This is a genomic window from Streptomyces sp. NPDC048483 (assembly GCF_040651455.1).
Classification (GTDB): Bacteria; Actinomycetota; Actinomycetes; order Streptomycetales; family Streptomycetaceae; genus Streptomyces.
This window is the reverse complement of record NZ_JBEZJZ010000009.1, coordinates 1-17488: the sequence shown is the minus strand read 5'-3', so window position 1 is coordinate 17488 and position 17488 is coordinate 1. Positions and strand designations below refer to the sequence as shown.

Genomic DNA, 17488 nt, shown 5'->3' with positions numbered 1-17488 from the left:
AGCCCTGATGACTGCGAAGAAGACACGCGCGAAGCGCGGCCCCAAGATCCCGAAGAGCCGGCGATCGCACCGGCCGTGCCCGCACTGCGGCCGGACGCAGCCCGGCCCCGAGGAACGAGCTGCTTCGGGCAAACCGAGCGGTCTGAAACACCGCAGGGCGCACCGGTCGGAGGCACCCACGACACCGGACGCCACGCAGGCCGTCGAACCGCCCCGCAGTCCCACGCCGATCGACGCGGTGACGCTCATCAAGGGGGTCGTGGCGCGCGTACCGGAAGCCCTGGAAGGCGCCGGCCTCGGCGAGGTGCCTGCGACCACCGCACTGAACGCGGCGGTGCGCAAGGCAGTTCTGGATGAATTCCGCACCCGCGCCCAGTTCGCCGGGCGAATCGCCGAGATCGACGCCCTGCTGTGGTCCCAGGCCGCCCACGCCGGTGACACCGTCGAGGGCGCGATGACGGCCCACTTGCGCGAACTGCGGCTGCTGCGGGTGACGGAGCCGGAGGAGAGCGACAGGTTCGTGGTCACCGAGGGAGAGGGCGAGTTCTACGAACTCTTGCGTCCGGCATACGTGGACGAGTTGACAGGCAAGGTCATTCTCGCGGGGCAGCTGCGGCGGGTGCCCGAACACGCGGGCAGGACAGCGGGGGAGGAAGCATGACAGCGGCCGGCATCGACTTCGGCACCACCAACTCGGTGGTGGCCCAGTGGAACGGCGAGTACGTCGAGGTGCTGGAGATCGGCGGGCAGGGTCTGGACGCGGACTGGCGCCGTCCGGGCTTCGAGCTGCTCTACCCCTCAGTCGTGGGCACCAGTTCCCTGCGGCCCGGCACCCTCTTCGGCTGGGAGGCCAAGCTCCGCTCGGAGAACGCCGTCGAGGCGTGCAAGCGGATGCTGCGCGAGGAGCCCTTCGTCACGTTGGGGGGTGAGAGGTTCGCCGCGACCACCGCCGCGGCCGGGGTCTTCCGTGCCATGGCGAGCGCGGCGGAGGAGGAGGCCGCCACCGAGATCCGCGAGGCCGTCATCACAGTGCCCGCCAACGCGACCGGAGCGGCCCGCTACCGGACGCGGGAAGCCGCCCGCGCGGCCGGCATCAAGGCCCGGACACTTCTCAATGAGCCGACGGCCGCGGCCATCGCGTATGCCCACGAGATGGAGGTCGATGGCGAGTTCCTGGTCTTCGACTGGGGCGGCGGCACGATGGACGCCACGCTTCTCCTGCACGATGACGGGTTCTTCGACGAGAAGGCGAGCCGAGGCGTCAACCGTCTCGGAGGACTGGAGATCGACGCCCGGCTGCGGCGCATGGTCCTCGACCGGGCTCCCGCGCAAGGCCGGTGGAGCGAATCCGAGAAACGTCAGTTCGGTCTGGACATCGAGCGGGCAAAGATCCTGCTCTCCCAGCAGGAATCGGTCCGCATCGTCACCCCGGACACGGTCGCCGTCGAGATCGGGCAGCACGAATTCTCCCAAGCCATCCAGGACCTGATCAACCGTGCGCTCGACCCGGTCGAGCAGTGCCTGGAGCAGGCCCGGATCGACCCGCACGATCTCACAGCAGTGCTGATGATCGGTGGTAGCAGTCAGATCCCGGCGGTGCGCGCCGCGGTGTCGGAGGCGCTCGACTGTGAGCTCGTGGCCACCGCACTGTGCGACCCGATGACCGCCGTCGCCGAGGGAGCGGCGATCAGCGCCGCGGCCATGAACGGCGAGCTGAAGAGCATCATCCGGGTGGTCAACACCCACGCACTGGGCACGGTCACCAAGGACCGCGAGGGCAAGCGCCGGTTCAGTGCCCTGATCGACCGGAACCAGCGGCTGCCCCAGCAGCGGGTCAAGTCGTACGAGCCCACCAGGGACAACGTCTCCCAACTCACCGTGGAGGTATGGGAGGGACACCCGGACCGTCCCGTCGATCACCCGGACAACGTCAAGCTGACCGATCTCGTGCTGACCTATCCACAGAGGTCAACGGCTGAGGACGGTGTCTTCGACCTGGAATACACCTACAGCAAGGAGGGTCTCCTCACCGTCAGGGCGACCCTGCAGAAGACCGGGCAGACCGTTCTCGACGGCGAGGTCAAGGTGTTCGGTGACGGCAATGTCCTGCCGGAGGTGAAGCAGGAACTCGACCGCCTGATCGCCCTCACGCCGACTGCCCGCCCCGCGGCGACGCCGACACACCCGCACCAGGAACGGGGGACGCCGGGCAACGGCTCCCGGCCCCTGGCTCCCAGGACCGCTCCGGTCCCGGGCCCGCCTCGCTCGCCCTCCCCCGCGGCCGGTGCGGGGACGGCGCCGCTCGTCGTAGACGGATCCAATCTCGCCTGGAACGGACGGCCGCCGCGCGCCGCCGGCGGCAGGCCGAGCTTCGCGGCCCTCGAGGCGGCCGTCAGGTCGCTTCGCTTCAAGCATCCCGACCGCGACGTCCATGTCGTTGTCGACGCCACCCTGCGGCACGATGTCTCCGCTGAGGAGCGGCCCGAGGTGGAGGCGGCCATCGCCGCCGGCACTGTCGTGCAGCCCCCGGCCGGGACCGAGGGGCGAGGTGACGCCCTGGTGATCAGCATCGCCGCAGAGGTGGGCGGGGTCATCGTCTCGAACGACAACTTCGCCCCGTTCCAGAAGACGTACCCCTGGCTGCGCTCCTCCGGGCGGGTCGTGGGGGCCACGCACTCACAGGGGGTCTGGGTCTTCAATCCGCGTACTCCGAACGCAGCGGCCGCCACCTTCCGTCGGTGACGTCTCCGGAGCGGGACGGGCGGCGCCCCGGCCCGCTCCGAAGAGACCGTGCCTCTCCCCCGGCCCTCAGGCGGCGGCCGGCTGAGGCGTCAGCACCACGAACTCCGCGCCCGCCGGGTCGTTGCACACGGCCAGCCGGCCGACGCCCTCGGCGGTCTCCGGGCCCATGGACACCGAACCGCCGTGGCGGGTTATCAGGGAGACCGTGGCGTCGCAGTCCGCGGAGCCGAACACCGGGTGCCAGTAGGGCCGTCCGCCGTCCTTGAGCAGATCCGCGGGGACGCCCATGATGCCGCCGTGCATCCGCTCCTCACCGCTGCCCTCGGGGGCGATCAGTGTGTAGGTGCCGCCGCCACCGGGGAGGTCCATGTCCTGGGTGGTCCAGCCGAATATGGAGCCGTAGAAGGCCTGCGCGGCGGGCGAGTCGGTGGTGTAGAGCTCGATCCAGCCGAGGCTGCCCGGCGCATCCGTCAGTTCCAGGCCCGGGTACCTGCCGGGCTGCCAGACGGCGAACTCCGCGCCCTGCGGGTCGGTGAGCTGGGCGAAGCGGCCCTCGGTGTCGCCGACCTCGGCCGGCTGCGTACGGACCGTGCCGCCGGCCTGCTCGACCGACTTGACCGTGGCGTCCGCGTCCGGGGTGTTGAAGTAGATGGTCCAGGCGGAGCGGGCGCCCTCCTTGTTGAGCGGGCCGACCGCGCCGACGACCTTGCCGTCGAGCCGGAAGAGGGTGTATCCGCCCGGGTCCTCGCTGTAGGGCGCGGCCTGCCAGTCGAACACGGCGCCGTAGAAGGCCGTCGCGGCATCCACATCGGGGGCGCCCAGATCGATCCAGCAGGGGGAGCCGGGGACGAAGTTGGTGGTGATCATGGGCCCTTCCCTTCGCAGATTCCCGTACGACGGCGTGACTCCCGGTGCTGGTGCACGCCGTGGTTTCCGCGGTGCCCTGGCCGCGGATTCAGCCTGATATCCAGCCTGACATCCACCACTGACAATCGCCCGTCGGCCGCATCTCGCCCTCTCCCCTCGGCCGTGATTCCCCGTCCGGGCGGGCACTTGTGTAGCCTGTCGTGCGCCCGTCAAGGGTGCCAGCGGTCCACCACTTATGCGTCCGTTCTCAATCGGGGGAAAATCACCATGAAGCTTCGCCATGTCCGTGCTGTCGCCGCCTGTGCACTGGTGGTAGTCGCGCTCACCGGCGCGCGGGGTTCGCACGGCGGAGGCTGCGGCCACAGCTCCAGCTCCAGCAGCAGCTCCAGCAGCGGCGGTTCCAGCAGCGACGGCGGCTACAGCAGCTCCGGCAGCAGCGACGGCGGATACAGCAGCTCGTCCAGCAGCAGCTCCGGGAGCAGCACCGGCGGTGTTCCGACCCCGTCGTCCACCACGTCAGCGGAGTCGGACGTCCGGATCACCGAGTGCAAGGTCGACCGCACGGCCGGCAAGGTCACCGCCACGCTGAGCATCACCAACGGCAACTCCACGGGCAAGTCCACCTACATCGGCAACGTGAAGTTCACCGACTCGACCGGCAGCTACCTCGGGGTCGCGCAGATCTCGTCGGAGGAGGTGCCGGCCGGCGCGAACCACCCCGTCACGGTCACCGGCACCTACCTCTCGGGCTCCGACAACCAGGCGTCGGGCAAGTGCACCGTCTCCTATATCGCGAAGGTCAACAGCGTCAGCTGAGGCCGGCACCACCCGCGCCCCAGTGCCCCACTGCGGCGTTCAGTTCCGGTACAGCTCCTTGGCGATGATCGATCTCTGCACCTCCGTCGCGCCCTCGTAGATGCGCGGGGCACGCACCTCGCGGTAGAGGTGTTCGAGGAGATGGCCGCGGCGCAGTGCGCGGGCGCCGTGGATCTGGACGGCAGCATCGACGACGTACTGGGCGGTCTCGGTCGCCAGCAGTTTGGCCATGGCCGAGCGGCGGGCGATGTCGGGGGCCGCGCTGTCGTACGCCGAGGCCGCCGCGTACACCAGCAGGCGCGCGGACTCGACGCGGGTGGCCATCTCGGCGAGCTGGTGGCCGACGGACTGCAGATCCCGCAGCGGGCCGCCGAACGCCGTCCGCGCGCCCGCGTGCGCCAGCGCCGCATCCAGCGCGGCCTGCGCCATGCCGACCGCGAAGGCGCCCACGCTCGGCCGGAAGAGGTTGAGGGTGGCCATGGCGACGCCGAACCCGCCGCCGACCGTGCCCAGTACATCCGCCCTGGTCACGGGTGTTGCGTCGAAGGCCAGCGTGCCGATGGGATGCGGGCTGAGCATGTCCAGGTGCTCGCCGGTCAGGCCCGGCCGGTCGGCGGGGACCAGGAAGGCGGTGACGCCACGGGCGCCCGCCGCGCCGCCGGTGCGGGCGAAGACGGTGGCGAAGTCGGCCTCGGGGGCGTTGGAGATCCAGCACTTCTCGCCGGTCAGCCGCCAGCCGTCGGGGCCGTCCGGCTCGGCGGCCAGGGACAGTGCCGCGGCGTCCGAGCCGGCGCCCGGCTCGCTCAGCGCGAAGGCCGCGACGGCCCGTCCTGCGGTCACCTCCGGCAGCCACCGGGCGCGCTGGGCCGCGGTCCCGGACTGCACAAGGGGACAGGTGCCCAGCCCCTGGAGCGCGAGCGCGGTCTCGGCCTCCGTGCACTCCTGGGCGAGGGATTCCCGCAGCAGGCACAGGTCCAGGGCGCGCAGGGTCCCGTCGGCGGGGAACAGGCGGCGCAGCAGGCCGAGTTCGCCGAGGGCGGCGACCAACGGGCGGTTGACCCGGCCCGCTTCGCCCTTCTCCGCGAGCGGGCGCAGCCGTTCGGCGGTCATCGCCCGCAGCTCGGCGCACCATTGCTGTTCGTCCGGTCCCAGCGCGAAGGGGGTCACGCGGCGGCTCCCTGGTAGCGGTAGCGGTCCTGTGGCGGTCTGCCGATACGCGGCCGCTCGGCGCTCGCTGCCGCGTATCGCGATCTGTTGACTGCCGTCACGAACACGTTACGCTGACGAAGGATCCGTACGGCAGTCCCTGAGCACCTCCTGAGCACTCTCGAGCACTCCTGAGTACGCGCACCAAGCCTCTGCAGTCCCCCATTCCTTCCCCGGCCGCTCACCGGCCGCCTCGCCGCCAGGGGGCGCATCGCCATGGAGCCACGGTCCTCGGCCCACACCGACACCTTCGCGCGTGACCGGCTGCCGCCCCACGAGCAGTGGCCGCACCTGACCGACCTGGGCTATCCGGACCGGCTGAACTGCGGCGCCGAGCTGCTGGATGCCACCGTCGCGCGCCTGGGGCCGGACCGGCCCGCGGTACGCGATGCGGGCGGAGTGGTGTGGACGTACGGTCAGTTGCAGGAACAGGTCGATGCGATCGCCCATGTCCTGACGGGGCAGCTGGGTGTGGTGCCCGGCAATCGGGTGCTGCTGCGCGGCCCGACCACACCGTGGCTGGCCGCCTGCTGGCTGGCGGTGATGAAGGCGGGCGCGGTGGCGGTGACCGTACTGGCCGCGCAGCGTCCGGACGAGCTCGCCACGATCTGCGGGCTGGCGCAGGTGCAGTATGCGCTGTGTGATGTCCGGTCCGTGGAAGACCTGGTCAGGGCCGAGGTTCCGGGGCTGCGGATCACGGTGTTCGGCGGGGAGGGTCCCGGTGATCTGCATCGGCTCGCCAAGCCCGGATCCGGGCCGTACGAGGCCGTTGCGACCGCCGCCGACGATGTCGCGCTGATCGCCTTCACCTCCGGCACCACCGGCCGCCCCAAGGGCTGTCTGCACTTCCACCGCGATGTGCTGGCGATCGCGGACACCTTCTCGGCGCAGGTACTGCGGCCGGCGCCGGACGACATCTTCGCGGGCAGTCCGCCGCTCGGCTTCACCTTCGGCCTGGGCGGCCTGGTCATCTTTCCGCTGCGGGCGGGCGCCTCGGCCTACCTGGCCGACTGGGGCGGTCCCGAGCGGCTGCTCGCCGATATCGCGGCGCACCGGATCTCGGTGCTGTTCACCGCCCCGACCGCCTACCGGGCGATGCTGCCCAGGCTCGCCGCCCACGACGTCTCCACGCTGCGCCGCTGTGTGGCGGCCGGCGAGAATCTGCCCGCCGCGACCTGGCAGTCCTGGTACGAGGCGACGGGTCTGCGGATCATCAACGGCATCGGGGCCACGGAGCTGCTGCACATCTTCATCTCGGCCGCCGATGACGCGATCCGGCCGGGTACCACCGGGCTCCCGGTCCCGGGCTTCGAGGCGCGGGTGGTGGACGCGGACGGCGTGCCGGTGCCGGACGGCGCACCGGGGCTGCTGGCGGTCCGTGGACCGACCGGGTGCCGCTATCTTGCCGACACCCGGCAGACCGAGTACGTGCATGACGGCTGGAACCTCACAGGGGACACCTACATCCGGGAGCCGGACGGCTACTTCCGCTATGTCGCCCGCGCGGACGACATGATCATCTCGGCCGGGTACAACATCGCGGGGCCCGAAGTGGAGGACGCGCTGCTGCGGCACCCGGATGTGACCGAGGCGGCGGTGGTCGGGCGTCCCGACGGGGAGCGCGGGGCGGTGGTCGTCGCGCATGTGGTGCTGCGCGAGGGCGTCCCCCAGGGGGCGGACACCGTCGCGGCGCTTCGCGAGTTCACCAAGTCCCGTATAGCGCCGTACAAATGCCCGCGTGAGGTCGTCTTCCACACCGCGCTGCCGCGCACCCCTACGGGCAAGCTCCAGCGCTTCCGGCTGCGCGGACCCGCTCTAGAGTGATCCGGTGAGCGACCAGCAAGCGCAGCGCACCCCACGGTCCTTGATCGTCACGTTCTACGGCGCCTACGGGCGCGGCGGCCCCGATGACTTTGGCGGCATCTCGGGACCGGTGCCGGTCGCCGCCCTGATCCGGCTGCTGGGGGTGCTCGGCGTCGATCCGCCGTCGGTGCGCTCCGCCGTCTCCCGGCTCAAGCGCCGCGGTCTGCTCGTCGCGGACCGTACGGCCTCCGGGGCGGCTGCGTACGGCCTGTCCGGCGCCGCCCACCAGTTGCTGGAGGACGGCGACCGGCGAATCTACGGGCGGCCCGCGGCGCGGCTGTCCGACGGCTGGGTGCTGGCCGTGTTCTCGGTCCCCGAGGAGGAGCGGCACAAGCGCCATCTGCTGCGCTCGCGGCTGGCCCGGCTCGGCTTCGGCACCGCAGCGCCCGGCGTCTGGATCGCGCCCGCGCACCTCTACGAGGAGACCCGGCACACCCTGGAGCGGCTCCAACTCGCGTCGTACGTCGATCTGTTCACCGGCTCGCACACGGGTTTCGAGCCCACCGCACGGGCGGTGGCCAGGTGGTGGGACCTGGACGCCATCGCCGCGCAGCACCGCGCCTTCCTGGAGGTCCATGAGCCGGTACTACGGCGGTGGTCCCGGCGGCGTGCGGTGGCCCCGGAGGGGGCGTACCACGACTATCTGCTGGCACTGGACGCCTGGCGCCGGCTGCCCTACGCGGATCCCGGACTGCCCTCTCCCCTCCTGCCCGAGGACTGGCCGGGCGGGCGCGCGGCAGAAGTGTTCGGCCGGCTGCACACCAAACTGCGGTCGGCGGGCGCCCGTTACGCGCGCGAGGCGACGGCCTGAGGCGACGGCCCCAGGGACTTCAGCGGCGCCGCGGCGGCCCCGCCATCGCGGCGGCCGAGCGCGGCCGGGCGGCGGCGATCACGGAGACCACGTCCTTGAAGGAGCTGCACATCCGGGTGCCGGCGACCCCCGCCAGCTCGCCGAACGTGCCGATGCCGTACGTCACCGCGACCGGCTCCATGCGCGCGGTGACCGCCATCCGCATGTCCCCCACGGTGTCCCCCACATAAGCGCTCTCCCAGGCCGCGACCCCCAGCCGGCCGGCCGCCCGCAGCACCATCTCCGGGTGCGGCTTGCCGCGCCGGACCATGTCCTGCCCGATGACGGGGCCGACCAGGTCGCGGATGCCCATGACGTCGAGCAGCGCCTCGGCGCTGCGGGTGGTCTTGGACGTGGCGACCGCCAGCTCGACGCCGTGGGCGCGCAGCGCGGACAGGCCGGCCGTGACACCGGGGAAGAGCAACTGCGGCCCCTGGCACAGGACTTCATAGGAGAACAGCTCGCGGTAGCGGCTGATGGCGGCCTGCACCCGGCCGTCGTCCTCCGGTTTGCCCAGCAGCCGGCCGAAGGCGGGGCCCGGGGGCTTGCCGATGGCGTTGGCCGCCTGCCGTGCGGTGATCGAACATCCCTGCTCCGACGCCACCTTGACCAGCAGCTTGCTTATGGCGGGGAGGGTGTTGGCGAGCGTCCCGTCGAGATCGAAGACGGCGGCCCTGATCGTCTCGCCGCCGGCGGTGCCCCGCACGCCTCTGACGGGACGTTCGCGGAGTTCCGTTGATACACGCATGGCTGGAGACCTTTCCGGGTTCCGGTGGATGCAGTGGCTCGGTGACGTGCTGGCTCGGCTGGTGCGAACGGCCTGCTGTCGACGTGGATGGGGGTGAGACGGTCTCGCCATGACATACCGCTGTCCCAGGCGGTACACGACAGTCGAAGCGGCTCAACGGAAGCGGATCGTCCCGTTTAGCGCCTCAGGAAGATTTAAAAACCGTCCGCGCTGTTTGTCAATGTGCCCCTGTCACGGGAAGCGGGTCGACATCCCCACCCCTCAACCCCCAGACTGTCAGGCATACGGCACTGGCAGAGGACCCCACAGCGGGCCGACGGCCCAGCGATATCTTCGCGCCGCGGCACGCACTTCCGGCCATTCCGCAAGAACTATAGAACCGCACGGTCGGTTTTTTTGTACACTACAACGAGCTACCTCGAGCTTGCAGCCGTACTAGAGACGGGACGGACACCGTGCCCACGCAGCCCACTCAGCATCGCGCCATCCAGAGCCGCCAGGCGCTCATCCGCTCGGCCGCAGAGACGTTCCTGGAGAAGGGAGTGCCCGCCGCGGGCATGGTCGAAGTCAGTCGGCGCGCCCGCCTGAGCAAGGGCGCCCTCTACTTCCACTTCGCGTCCAAGGACGACCTGACCCTCGCGGTCCACGACGGCGCGCTCGCCACCCTGCAGGAGCTGGAGAGCGCCCTCGCCCGCTCCCCGATGCCGCTGGTGCCCGCGGTACGGGACTTCGCCGTCGAGCTCTTCGCGAGGGTGCAGTCCGACCCCGTACTGCGCGCCGGGCTGCGACTGCGGCCGGACACCGTGCCGGGGCTGGGTGTCCATGCCCTGGAGCACCGCTGGTACCCGCTCTTCCTGGACAAGGCGCTGGCGGGCGGGGCGTACGGGGCGGCCTACGGCGGCGACGAAGCGGACGCCGCGCGGGAGGCCGACGGCGAACCGCAGCGCACGGCCCGGCTGCTCACGACGGTCGTGGCGGGTCTGCTGCATCTCGGTGCGGAGGACCGCACATGGTGGGGCGAGGAGGCCATCGCCGGTCTGTGGGACGGACTGCCGGCCGCGCCGGGCGGCGGCGGGACGGCCCGCGATCATGTCCCGGCGGCCGGCACAGCACCGGCGCAGCCGGCCGATGCCACCGCGCACCCGGACGTCACGACCCACTCAGGTATCGGCAACCGGTCCGATCTCACAGCTGAACCAGCACGGATCCGGTGTGACACCCCTGGGTGAGCTCACACAGGGCGCGCGGCGCCTGCTCGATGCCCCGTAGCAGGGAGTGCGGGAAGACCAGCGAGCCGTCGCGCAGGCCCTGGCCAAATTCCCGGGTCCATTCCTGGGCGAGGTCCGGGTGGGCGTACAGCCCGAAGCCGCGCAGCGTCACCCGGCGCGTGATGATCAGCCCCGCGTCCAGACCGACCGGGGAGACGATCCCGCCGTCCCCGGACAACTGGGTGGAGAGCGCTCCGACCAGCGCGAAGCGGGCGTCGGGGCGGGCCACCTCGAGCGCCGCGGTGAGCTGTTCGCCGGCCACGGTGTCCAGCACGACGTCGATACCGTCCGGCGCCGCCCGGCGCAGCTGCCGTTCGATCGGCCCGGCGCCGCGCACGACGGTGTCGTCGTAGCCCAGTTCGGCGCGCAGCCGGACCGCCTTGCGCTCGGAACTGGTGCTGCCCACGACCCGGCCGGCGCCCAGCCGACGGGCAATCTGGCCGGCCAGACTGCCCACGCCGCCCGCCGCCCCGGTGATGAACACGGTGTCCCCCGGCCGGACCCCGGCGGCCCGGCGCAGCGCACCCCAGGCGGTGGCGCCCTGCGACAGATGCGCGGCGGGCGTCGGCAGCGCGTCCGGGTCGAGGCGCCGTACCACGGACTCTTCGGCGACCGCGAACTCCCGCCATCCGTATGGGTGATGGACGAGCTCACCGGGGGTGAAGCCGCCGCCGGGCGCCGCCACGACCTCGCCGACCGCGGAGCCCCACAGCGCCTGGCCCGGCACGAACGAACGCATCGGCAGCTCGACACCGGACATCTGCGTTCGCATCGCCGCGGTGACCGCCATCAGACGGGTGCGCACCAGGACCTGTCCGGGCGACGGGCGGGGCACCGGCACCTCGGCGAGGGTGAAGTGACGCGGCGTCACCTCACCGTCGGCGTGGGCGGCGAGCCGCACCTCCCGATGCATGGCGGGTACGGCGGTCTGGGACATCGGTCACTCCTCGCACTTGTGGGGGGAACGGCATCAGATCACTCCGCCGGACGGCGTCGCGGTCCGATACCGCATGGTTGGCTTCTTTATCATGCGGAAAGAGCCTGGGCGGGCCCGGGGCGAGGGATCTGCTCAGACACCACAACTCCAAGAGAGCATACGGAGAATGATCAGTGGCCAGGCAGGAACGTGGGGCGCGCACCCGGCGTGCCGTCCTCGAAGCAGCGGCCCACGTCATCGGCGCACATGGGTACCAGGCGGCCACCATGGCCGAGATCATCCAGCGGGCCGGGGTCACCAAAGGGGCCCTCTACTTCCACTTCACCTCCAAGGACGCGCTGGCCCGCGCGGTCGTCACGGAGCAGAGCCGCCCCTTTCTCCCGCAGGTGAGCGAGTCCCGGCTGCAGGACGCCATCGACTTCACCCACCGGGTGGCGCTGGCGCTGCGCAGCGATGTGTTGTTGCAGGCCGGGACGCGGATCGCGGTCGAGACGACGTTCAGCGAGGATCCGCTGATGCCCTACCGGGCGTGGACCGACATCATCACGACGATATTCACCGAGGCGCGGGGCAACGGTGAGTTGCTGCACAGCGTGCTGCCGGACCGGGCGGCGGAATTCTTTGTCGCCGCCTATATGGGGGTGCAGCTGTTCTCGCGTGCCGCGACCAACCGCGACGATCTGCCGGAGCGCGTCACGACGCTGTGGAAGCACACCCTGCCGGGGCTTGCGTCGCCCGGTGCGCTCAGCCATCTGGATCCGCAGGGGCGCAGTGTGAAGCTGGCGGTCTGAGCCGCCGTCCTCGTCATCGCAGGGTGAGGCGGGGTTTGGGGGCGTTGGTGCGTCCGGTGGGCGGGGTGCGGCTGCCCGCCTGGTAGGGCAGCGGCCAGGGGGCGCCGGGGCCCGTGTAGCCCTGTTCGGCGGCGGCGTGCAGGGTCCAGTGCGGGTCGTACAGGTGTGGCCGGGCGAGTGCGCACAGGTCGGTGCGGCCGGCCAGTAGGAGGGAATTGACGTCGTCCCAGGAGGAGATGGCGCCGACCGCGATGACCGGGATGCCGAGGGTGTTGCGGATGCGGTCGGCGAACGGCGTCTGGTACGAGCGGCCGAACTCGGGGCGTTCGTCGGACACGACCTGTCCGGTCGAGACGTCGATCGCGTCGGCGCCGTGCTCGGCGAAGGCCGCCGCCATCGCCACCGCGTCGTCCGCTGTGGTGCCGCCGTCGGCCCAGTCCGTGGCGGAGATCCGGACCGTCATGGGCCGCTCGGCCGGCCACACCTCCCGGACCGCGTCGAAGACGTCGAGCGGGAAGCGGAGGCGGCCGGCCAGGGAACCTCCGTAGGCGTCCGTACGTTCATTCGTCAGCGGGGAGAGGAATCCGGACAGCAGATAGCCGTGGGCGCAGTGGAGTTCCAGGAGGTCGAAGCCGCAGCGGGCGGCACGGCGCGCGGCGGCAGTGAACTGGTCGCGGATGGCGGTGAGTTCGGCCTGGGTCAGCTCGTGGGGACGCTGACTGCCGGGCCGGTACGGAAGGGGGGAGGCGGCGACGAGAGGCCAGTTGCCGTGGTCGAGCGGTTCGTCGATGCCGTTCCACATCAGCTGGGTGGAGCCCTTGCGGCCCGAGTGGCCGAGCTGGACGCCGAGGGCGGTGCCGGGCGACTGTGCGTGCACGAAGTCGGTGATGCGCTGCCAGGCCGCGGCCTGGTGCGGGGTGTAGAGGCCGGCGCAGCCCGGCGTGATACGGCCCTGCTCGCTGACGCACACCATCTCGGTCATGACCAGGCCGGCGCCGCCGAGGGCGCGGGCCCCCAGGTGGACGAGGTGGAAGTCGCCGGGGACGCCGTCGTGCGCGGAGTACATGTCCATGGGGGAGACGACGACGCGATTGCGCAGGGTCAGGCCGCGCAGCCGGAAGGGGGTGAACATCGGCGGGGTGCCGTCCGGGCAGCCGTATTCGCGCTCGACGGTCCGGGTGAAGCGCTCGTCGCGCAGCCGCAGATTGTCGTGGGTGACGCGGCGGCTACGGGTGAGGAGGTTGAAGGCGAACTGGTGCGGCGGCTGGTCGAGGTAGGTGGCCAGTTCCTCGAACCAGGCGAGGCTGGCACGGGCGGCGCGCTGGGTGGAGGCGACGACGGGGCGGCGCTCCGCCTCGTAGGCGGCGAGGGCGCTTGCGGTGTCCGGCTGCTCCTGGAGGCAGGCGGCCAGCGCGAGGGCGTCCTCGACGGCGAGCTTGGTGCCGGAGCCGATGGAGAAGTGCGCGGTGTGCGCGGCGTCGCCGAGCAGGACCGTATTGCCGTACGACCAGCGGTCGTTGACGACCGTACGGAAGGCGGTCCAGCTGGAGTTGTTGGAGCGCAGCGGGCGGCCGCCCAGGGCGTCGGCGAAGGTCTTGGCGCACCATTCGGCGGACTCGCGCTCGTCGGCGCGGTCGAGCCCGGCCGCCCGCCAGACCTCCTCGCGCATCTCGACGATGACGGTGCTTGCACCGGATGGAGACTGCGGCCCGCAGGGCCTCGATGAGGGGTGGTGGTCGGGTGACGGGTGGGCGTAGGGATAGGCGTGGAGCTGGGCCACGCCGTGCTCGGTCTCGGCGATCTCGAAGCGGAAGGCGCCGAAGGCGAGGTCGGCGGCGAGCCAGATGTAGCGGCAGCGGTGGGTGGTCGGCCGGGGGCGGAAGGCGTCGGCGTGTGCGGTGCGGGTGGCGCTGTGGACGCCGTCGGCGGCGATCACCAGGTCGTACCCGCGGGCCAGCTCGGCGGCGGGCGGCGCCTCGGCGCTGAAGCGCAGGTCAACGCCCAGATCGCGGCAGCGCTGGTGCAGTACGGCCAGCAGCCGGCGCCGGCCGAGCGCCGCGAAGCCGTGTCCGCCGGAGGTGAGGGTGCGGCCCCGGTGGACGATGTCGATGTCGTCCCAGCGGACGAACTCCGCCTGGAGCGCGCGGTAGACGACCGGGTCGGCGTGTTCGATGCCGCCCAGGGTCTCGTCGGAGAGCACGACGCCGAAGCCGAAGGTGTCGTCGGGGGCGTTGCGCTCCCAGACGGTGATCTCGCGGGCGGGGTCGAGGCGTTTGAGGAGGGCGGCGGCGTACAGTCCGCCGGGCCCGCCGCCGATGACGGCGACCCGCATGGCTATTTCCCCTGCCACTTGGGCGACCGCTTCTCGGTGAAGGCGGCGTGGAATTCCGCGTAGTCGGCGCTGTTCATCAGCAGTGCCTGGGTGGCGGCGTCCATCTCGACGGCGGCGGCGAGCGGCATGTCGAGTTCGGCGGTGAGGAGCGCCTTGGTCTGGGCGTGGGCGAGCGCGGGCCCCTGGGCGAGCCGCCCGGCGAGCGCGGCGGCCGCCGCATCGGTCCGCCCCTCCTCCGCCAACTCACTGATGAGGCCCAGCCGTTCGGCCTCCGGGGCACGGACGGTGTCACCGAGCATCAGCAGCCGGGTGGCATGGCCGAGGCCGATGACGCGGGGCAGCAGATAGGCGGCGCCCATGTCGCCGCCGGACAGGCCGACCTTGGTGAAGAGGAACGCGAAACGGGCGGAGGGGTCGGCGACGCGGAAGTCGGCCGCCAGCGCGAGCACCGCACCGGCGCCGGCCGCGATCCCGTGCACGGCCGCAATCACCGGGAACGGCGCCTCCCGCAGCGCCCGTACGACCTGCCCGGTCATCCGGTTGAAGTCCAGCAGCTGCCCGGTGTCCATGGCCAAGGTGGCGCCGATGATCTCCTCGACGTCCCCGCCGGAACAGAATCCGCGCCCCTCGCCGCCGAGGACGAGGGCACGTACGGAACGCTCCCGCGACAACTCCGCGAGCAGATCCCGCAGATCCGCATAGGCCTCAAAGGTGAGGGCGTTGAGCTTCTCGGGGCGCGCGAGGGTGACGGTGGTGACGCCGTCCTCTCTGGTCACCCGGAGGTGTTCCCAGGCGCTGGTGCTGTGGGCGGATCCTGCGAACGGACTCATCGGTCTGCCTGCCCCCTTTGGCCGGACGGCTGGTGCCTGCGCTGGACGCTGAGCATGGGTGGCGCCTTTTGAAGCTATCACCGCTTCGTTACTGCCGTCACGAGAGCGCGATAGACATTGGTGCACGGCGGGCGCCCGCACAGCGCGTTTCCGCCATGCCACGGCCGCCCGCTGTGGCCGCCCTGCCGAGTCCTGGCACCCGGCACAGCCGTCGGGCACCACGTCCCTGCACCGGCTCTTCGAGCGACTCCCCGAAGAGCCCGCCACCGCCGCGGAGTTCCGCGCCTGTCTGCTGCAGGAGATCGCACTGCGTGCGTGGGCCCGTGGGCGAGATGCGGCCCGTGGGACGAGCCGTATCTCGCCCCCGCCGGTCGGCTGCGCGTGCCGGGCCATCCCCTGACGTGGCTGCCGCTCCCGGCCCTGGCGTCCGAGGACCGCGCCCGGAACGCGTCCCGCCGCCGGCACGGGCCCGTCCGCCGAAAGTCCCTGCCCCCACCGGCCGAAAGTCCCGTCCGCGGCAGGACGTAGGTCCCACCGATCCCGCCCGCCCGGCCCTGCCCCCGTACCCCCCGCGCTTTCTACCGTTGAGGCATCCCGTCGCGCCTCTCGAAACGGAACAGCGCCATGCCGGACACGCCACCTCCGCTTCTTCCCCCGTCCTGGCGGATCGCGCTGCCGCACGCCCCGGCCGCCGTCCCCCTGGCCCGCGCGCTGGTCCGTACGGCCCTGGTGGACCTACGGGCCGCCGCCGGCGGTGCGACGGCCGAGCTGGTGACCGCCGAACTAGTCACCAACGCCGTCGCGCACACCCGGGGCCCTGGCCCCCTTCACCTGGTGGTGGAGCGGGTGCCGGCCGGCTGCCAGGTGGCGGTGCACGACGGAGATCCCGCCCCCTTGGACGGGCCGACCGGCGCGCCGTCCGCCCTCGACGGTCGCCCTCCGGCGGCGCGCATCGGCCCGTATGACAGGGCCGCCAACGCGGACCCCGGCGAGAGCGGCCATGGCCTGACGCTGATCCAGGCCCTCAGCTCGGCCTCCGGCTGCCGGTCCACGCCGGACGGCAAGGCCGTCTGGTTCACCCTTCCCGCGTAGCCATGGCGGGAGCCGGACCGGCGGCGGCGCTGCCGGCCGCCTCCGCCTCCGCCTCCGTCTGCGCCAGCCGCGACCGACGTCGCCCGTAACCGGCGTACACCAGCGCGCCGACCACCAGGAATACGGCGAACTGCAGCCAGGTCTCCAGGCCGGTCCCGTAGATCAGGTACACGCAGAAGCCGATGCCGAGCAGCGGGCTGGCCGGGAAGAGCGGCACCCGGAAGCGGCGCGGCAGGTCGGGGCGGGTGCGGCGGAGCACCATCACACAGAGGTTGACCACGGCCATGATGGCCAGAGTGCCGATGGTGGTCAGGTTCATCACCACATCGAGCGGCACGACGGCGGCCGGGACGGCGAAGACGACCGCCACGATCCAGGTGTTGGCCACGGGCGTCGACGTCCGGGGCGAGATCCGCTCGAAGATCCGCGGGATCAGGCCGTCCCGCGACATCGACATCAGGATGCGGGTCTGTCCGTACATCACCGCCAGGACGACGGACGCGATGGCGACGACCGCGCCGAAGGCGATCACGCCGCCGCCGATCGTCGAGTCGGTGACGTGGTTGACGATCAGCGACAGCGCGGCGGGCCGGCCGGCCACCTGGTCGGAGGAGAGCGCACCGATGGCGGAAACCGCGACCAGGCAGTACAGAACGGTGACCACGCCGATGCAGATCATGATCGCGAGGGGGATGTTGCGCCGCGGGTTCTTGACCTCTTCACCGGCCGTGGTGATCGCGTCGAAGCCGATGTACGAGAAGAACGCGACGGAGGCTCCCGAGGTGATCCCGGCGATGCTCTGGGGGGCGAACGGCGAGAGGTGGCCGGCCTGAAAGGCGTTGAGGCCGATCGCGCAGAACAGCACCAGGATCGCGAGCTTGAGCACGGCCATGGCCGCGGTCGCGCGGGCGCTCTCGCGGATGCCGCGGACGAGGAGGAGGGCCGCGAGCAGCATCACGACGACGGCCGGGATGTTGACGATGCCGCCGTCACCGGGCGGGTTGGACAGTGCTGCGGGCAGCTGCCAGCCGGTCAGGCTGCCGAGCAGCTCGTTGAGGTACTGCCCCCAGCCGACGGCCACGGCCGACACCGAGATCCCGTACTCCAGCAGCAGACACCAGCCGACGAGGAAGGCGGTGCGCTCGC

Annotated in this window: 15 protein-coding genes; 8 read left to right on the top strand and 7 right to left on the bottom strand. The window is 71.6% G+C overall.

Translation table 11 applies throughout. From position 1 onward, the window contains the following. The first annotated feature begins 7 nt into the window (after positions 1 to 7). Both AB0D04_RS07105 and AB0D04_RS07100 read left to right on the top strand, forming a co-directional pair. Positions 8 to 661, top strand: coding sequence for a hypothetical protein (locus tag AB0D04_RS07105; RefSeq protein WP_362700231.1), 654 nt, complete (start codon positions 8 to 10; stop codon positions 659 to 661). Further along, a complete protein-coding gene (locus AB0D04_RS07100) occupies positions 658 to 2742 on the top strand; it encodes an Hsp70 family protein (protein WP_362700229.1) in 2085 nt (694 codons plus the stop codon). The genes AB0D04_RS07105 and AB0D04_RS07100 overlap by 4 nt, the downstream gene beginning before the upstream one ends. A 66-nt stretch (positions 2743 to 2808) precedes the next feature. On the opposite strand, the gene AB0D04_RS07095 is transcribed toward AB0D04_RS07100, so the two are convergent. After that, complete coding sequence (locus AB0D04_RS07095) at positions 2809 to 3609, bottom strand: VOC family protein (protein WP_362700227.1); 801 nt, start codon at positions 3607 to 3609, stop codon at positions 2809 to 2811. Between the two features lie 267 nt (positions 3610 to 3876). Here AB0D04_RS07095 and AB0D04_RS07090 point away from each other — a divergent pair, with 267 nt between their 5' ends. Then, positions 3877 to 4425, top strand: a complete 549-nt coding sequence (locus AB0D04_RS07090) for a hypothetical protein (RefSeq protein WP_362700225.1) — start codon at positions 3877 to 3879, stop codon at positions 4423 to 4425. 39 nt (positions 4426 to 4464) lie between these two features. Here the strand turns inward: AB0D04_RS07090 and AB0D04_RS07085 are convergent, their stop codons facing one another. Beyond that, positions 4465 to 5592, bottom strand: coding sequence for an acyl-CoA dehydrogenase family protein (locus tag AB0D04_RS07085; protein ID WP_362700223.1), 1128 nt, complete (start codon positions 5590 to 5592; stop codon positions 4465 to 4467). A gap of 255 nt (positions 5593 to 5847) precedes the next feature. On the opposite strand from AB0D04_RS07085, the gene AB0D04_RS07080 reads away from it, so the two are divergent. Both AB0D04_RS07080 and AB0D04_RS07075 read left to right on the top strand, forming a co-directional pair. After that, complete coding sequence (locus tag AB0D04_RS07080) at positions 5848 to 7455, top strand: AMP-binding protein (protein WP_362700221.1); 1608 nt, start codon at positions 5848 to 5850, stop codon at positions 7453 to 7455. A 4-nt stretch (positions 7456 to 7459) separates the two neighbouring features. Continuing rightward, positions 7460 to 8305, top strand: coding sequence for a PaaX family transcriptional regulator C-terminal domain-containing protein (locus tag AB0D04_RS07075; RefSeq protein ID WP_362700219.1), 846 nt, complete (start codon positions 7460 to 7462; stop codon positions 8303 to 8305). 19 nt (positions 8306 to 8324) lie between these two features. On the opposite strand, the gene AB0D04_RS07070 is transcribed toward AB0D04_RS07075, so the two are convergent. Next, a complete protein-coding gene (locus tag AB0D04_RS07070) occupies positions 8325 to 9092 on the bottom strand; it encodes an HAD family hydrolase (protein WP_362700217.1) in 768 nt (255 codons plus the stop codon). A 455-nt stretch (positions 9093 to 9547) separates the two neighbouring features. Here AB0D04_RS07070 and AB0D04_RS07065 point away from each other — a divergent pair, with 455 nt between their 5' ends. Then, positions 9548 to 10321 carry a TetR/AcrR family transcriptional regulator gene (locus AB0D04_RS07065; protein WP_362700215.1) on the top strand — a complete coding sequence of 258 codons (774 nt, stop codon included), beginning with the start codon at positions 9548 to 9550 and terminating at the stop codon, positions 10319 to 10321. Here the strand turns inward: AB0D04_RS07065 and AB0D04_RS07060 are convergent. Further along, positions 10278 to 11297, bottom strand: coding sequence for an NADP-dependent oxidoreductase (locus tag AB0D04_RS07060; protein WP_362700213.1), 1020 nt, complete (start codon positions 11295 to 11297; stop codon positions 10278 to 10280). The two genes, AB0D04_RS07065 and AB0D04_RS07060, sit on opposite strands and share 44 nt — an antisense overlap. Positions 11298 to 11470: 173 nt before the next feature. Here AB0D04_RS07060 and AB0D04_RS07055 point away from each other — a divergent pair, with 173 nt between their 5' ends. Then, on the top strand, positions 11471 to 12088 hold the full coding sequence (locus AB0D04_RS07055; RefSeq protein WP_362700211.1) for a ScbR family autoregulator-binding transcription factor: 618 nt from the start codon (positions 11471 to 11473) through the stop codon (positions 12086 to 12088). 13 nt (positions 12089 to 12101) lie between these two features. On the opposite strand, the gene AB0D04_RS07050 is transcribed toward AB0D04_RS07055, so the two are convergent. Both AB0D04_RS07050 and AB0D04_RS07045 read right to left on the bottom strand, forming a co-directional pair. Further along, positions 12102 to 14420 carry a bifunctional salicylyl-CoA 5-hydroxylase/oxidoreductase gene (locus AB0D04_RS07050; RefSeq protein WP_362700419.1) on the bottom strand — a complete coding sequence of 773 codons (2319 nt, stop codon included), beginning with the start codon at positions 14418 to 14420 and terminating at the stop codon, positions 12102 to 12104. A 2-nt stretch (positions 14421 to 14422) separates the two neighbouring features. Continuing rightward, positions 14423 to 15250 (bottom strand): enoyl-CoA hydratase family protein, encoded by an 828-nt coding sequence (locus AB0D04_RS07045; RefSeq protein WP_362700209.1) that lies wholly within the window; start codon positions 15248 to 15250, stop codon positions 14423 to 14425. 624 nt (positions 15251 to 15874) lie between these two features. On the opposite strand from AB0D04_RS07045, the gene AB0D04_RS07040 reads away from it, so the two are divergent. Then, a complete protein-coding gene (locus AB0D04_RS07040) occupies positions 15875 to 16342 on the top strand; it encodes an ATP-binding protein (protein WP_362700207.1) in 468 nt (155 codons plus the stop codon). Here AB0D04_RS07040 and AB0D04_RS07035 read toward each other — a convergent pair. Next, positions 16326 to 17488, bottom strand: a 1163-nt coding sequence (locus AB0D04_RS07035; protein WP_362700205.1) for an amino acid permease, incomplete at its 5' end; no start/stop codon positions are given. The genes AB0D04_RS07040 and AB0D04_RS07035 overlap by 17 nt on opposite strands.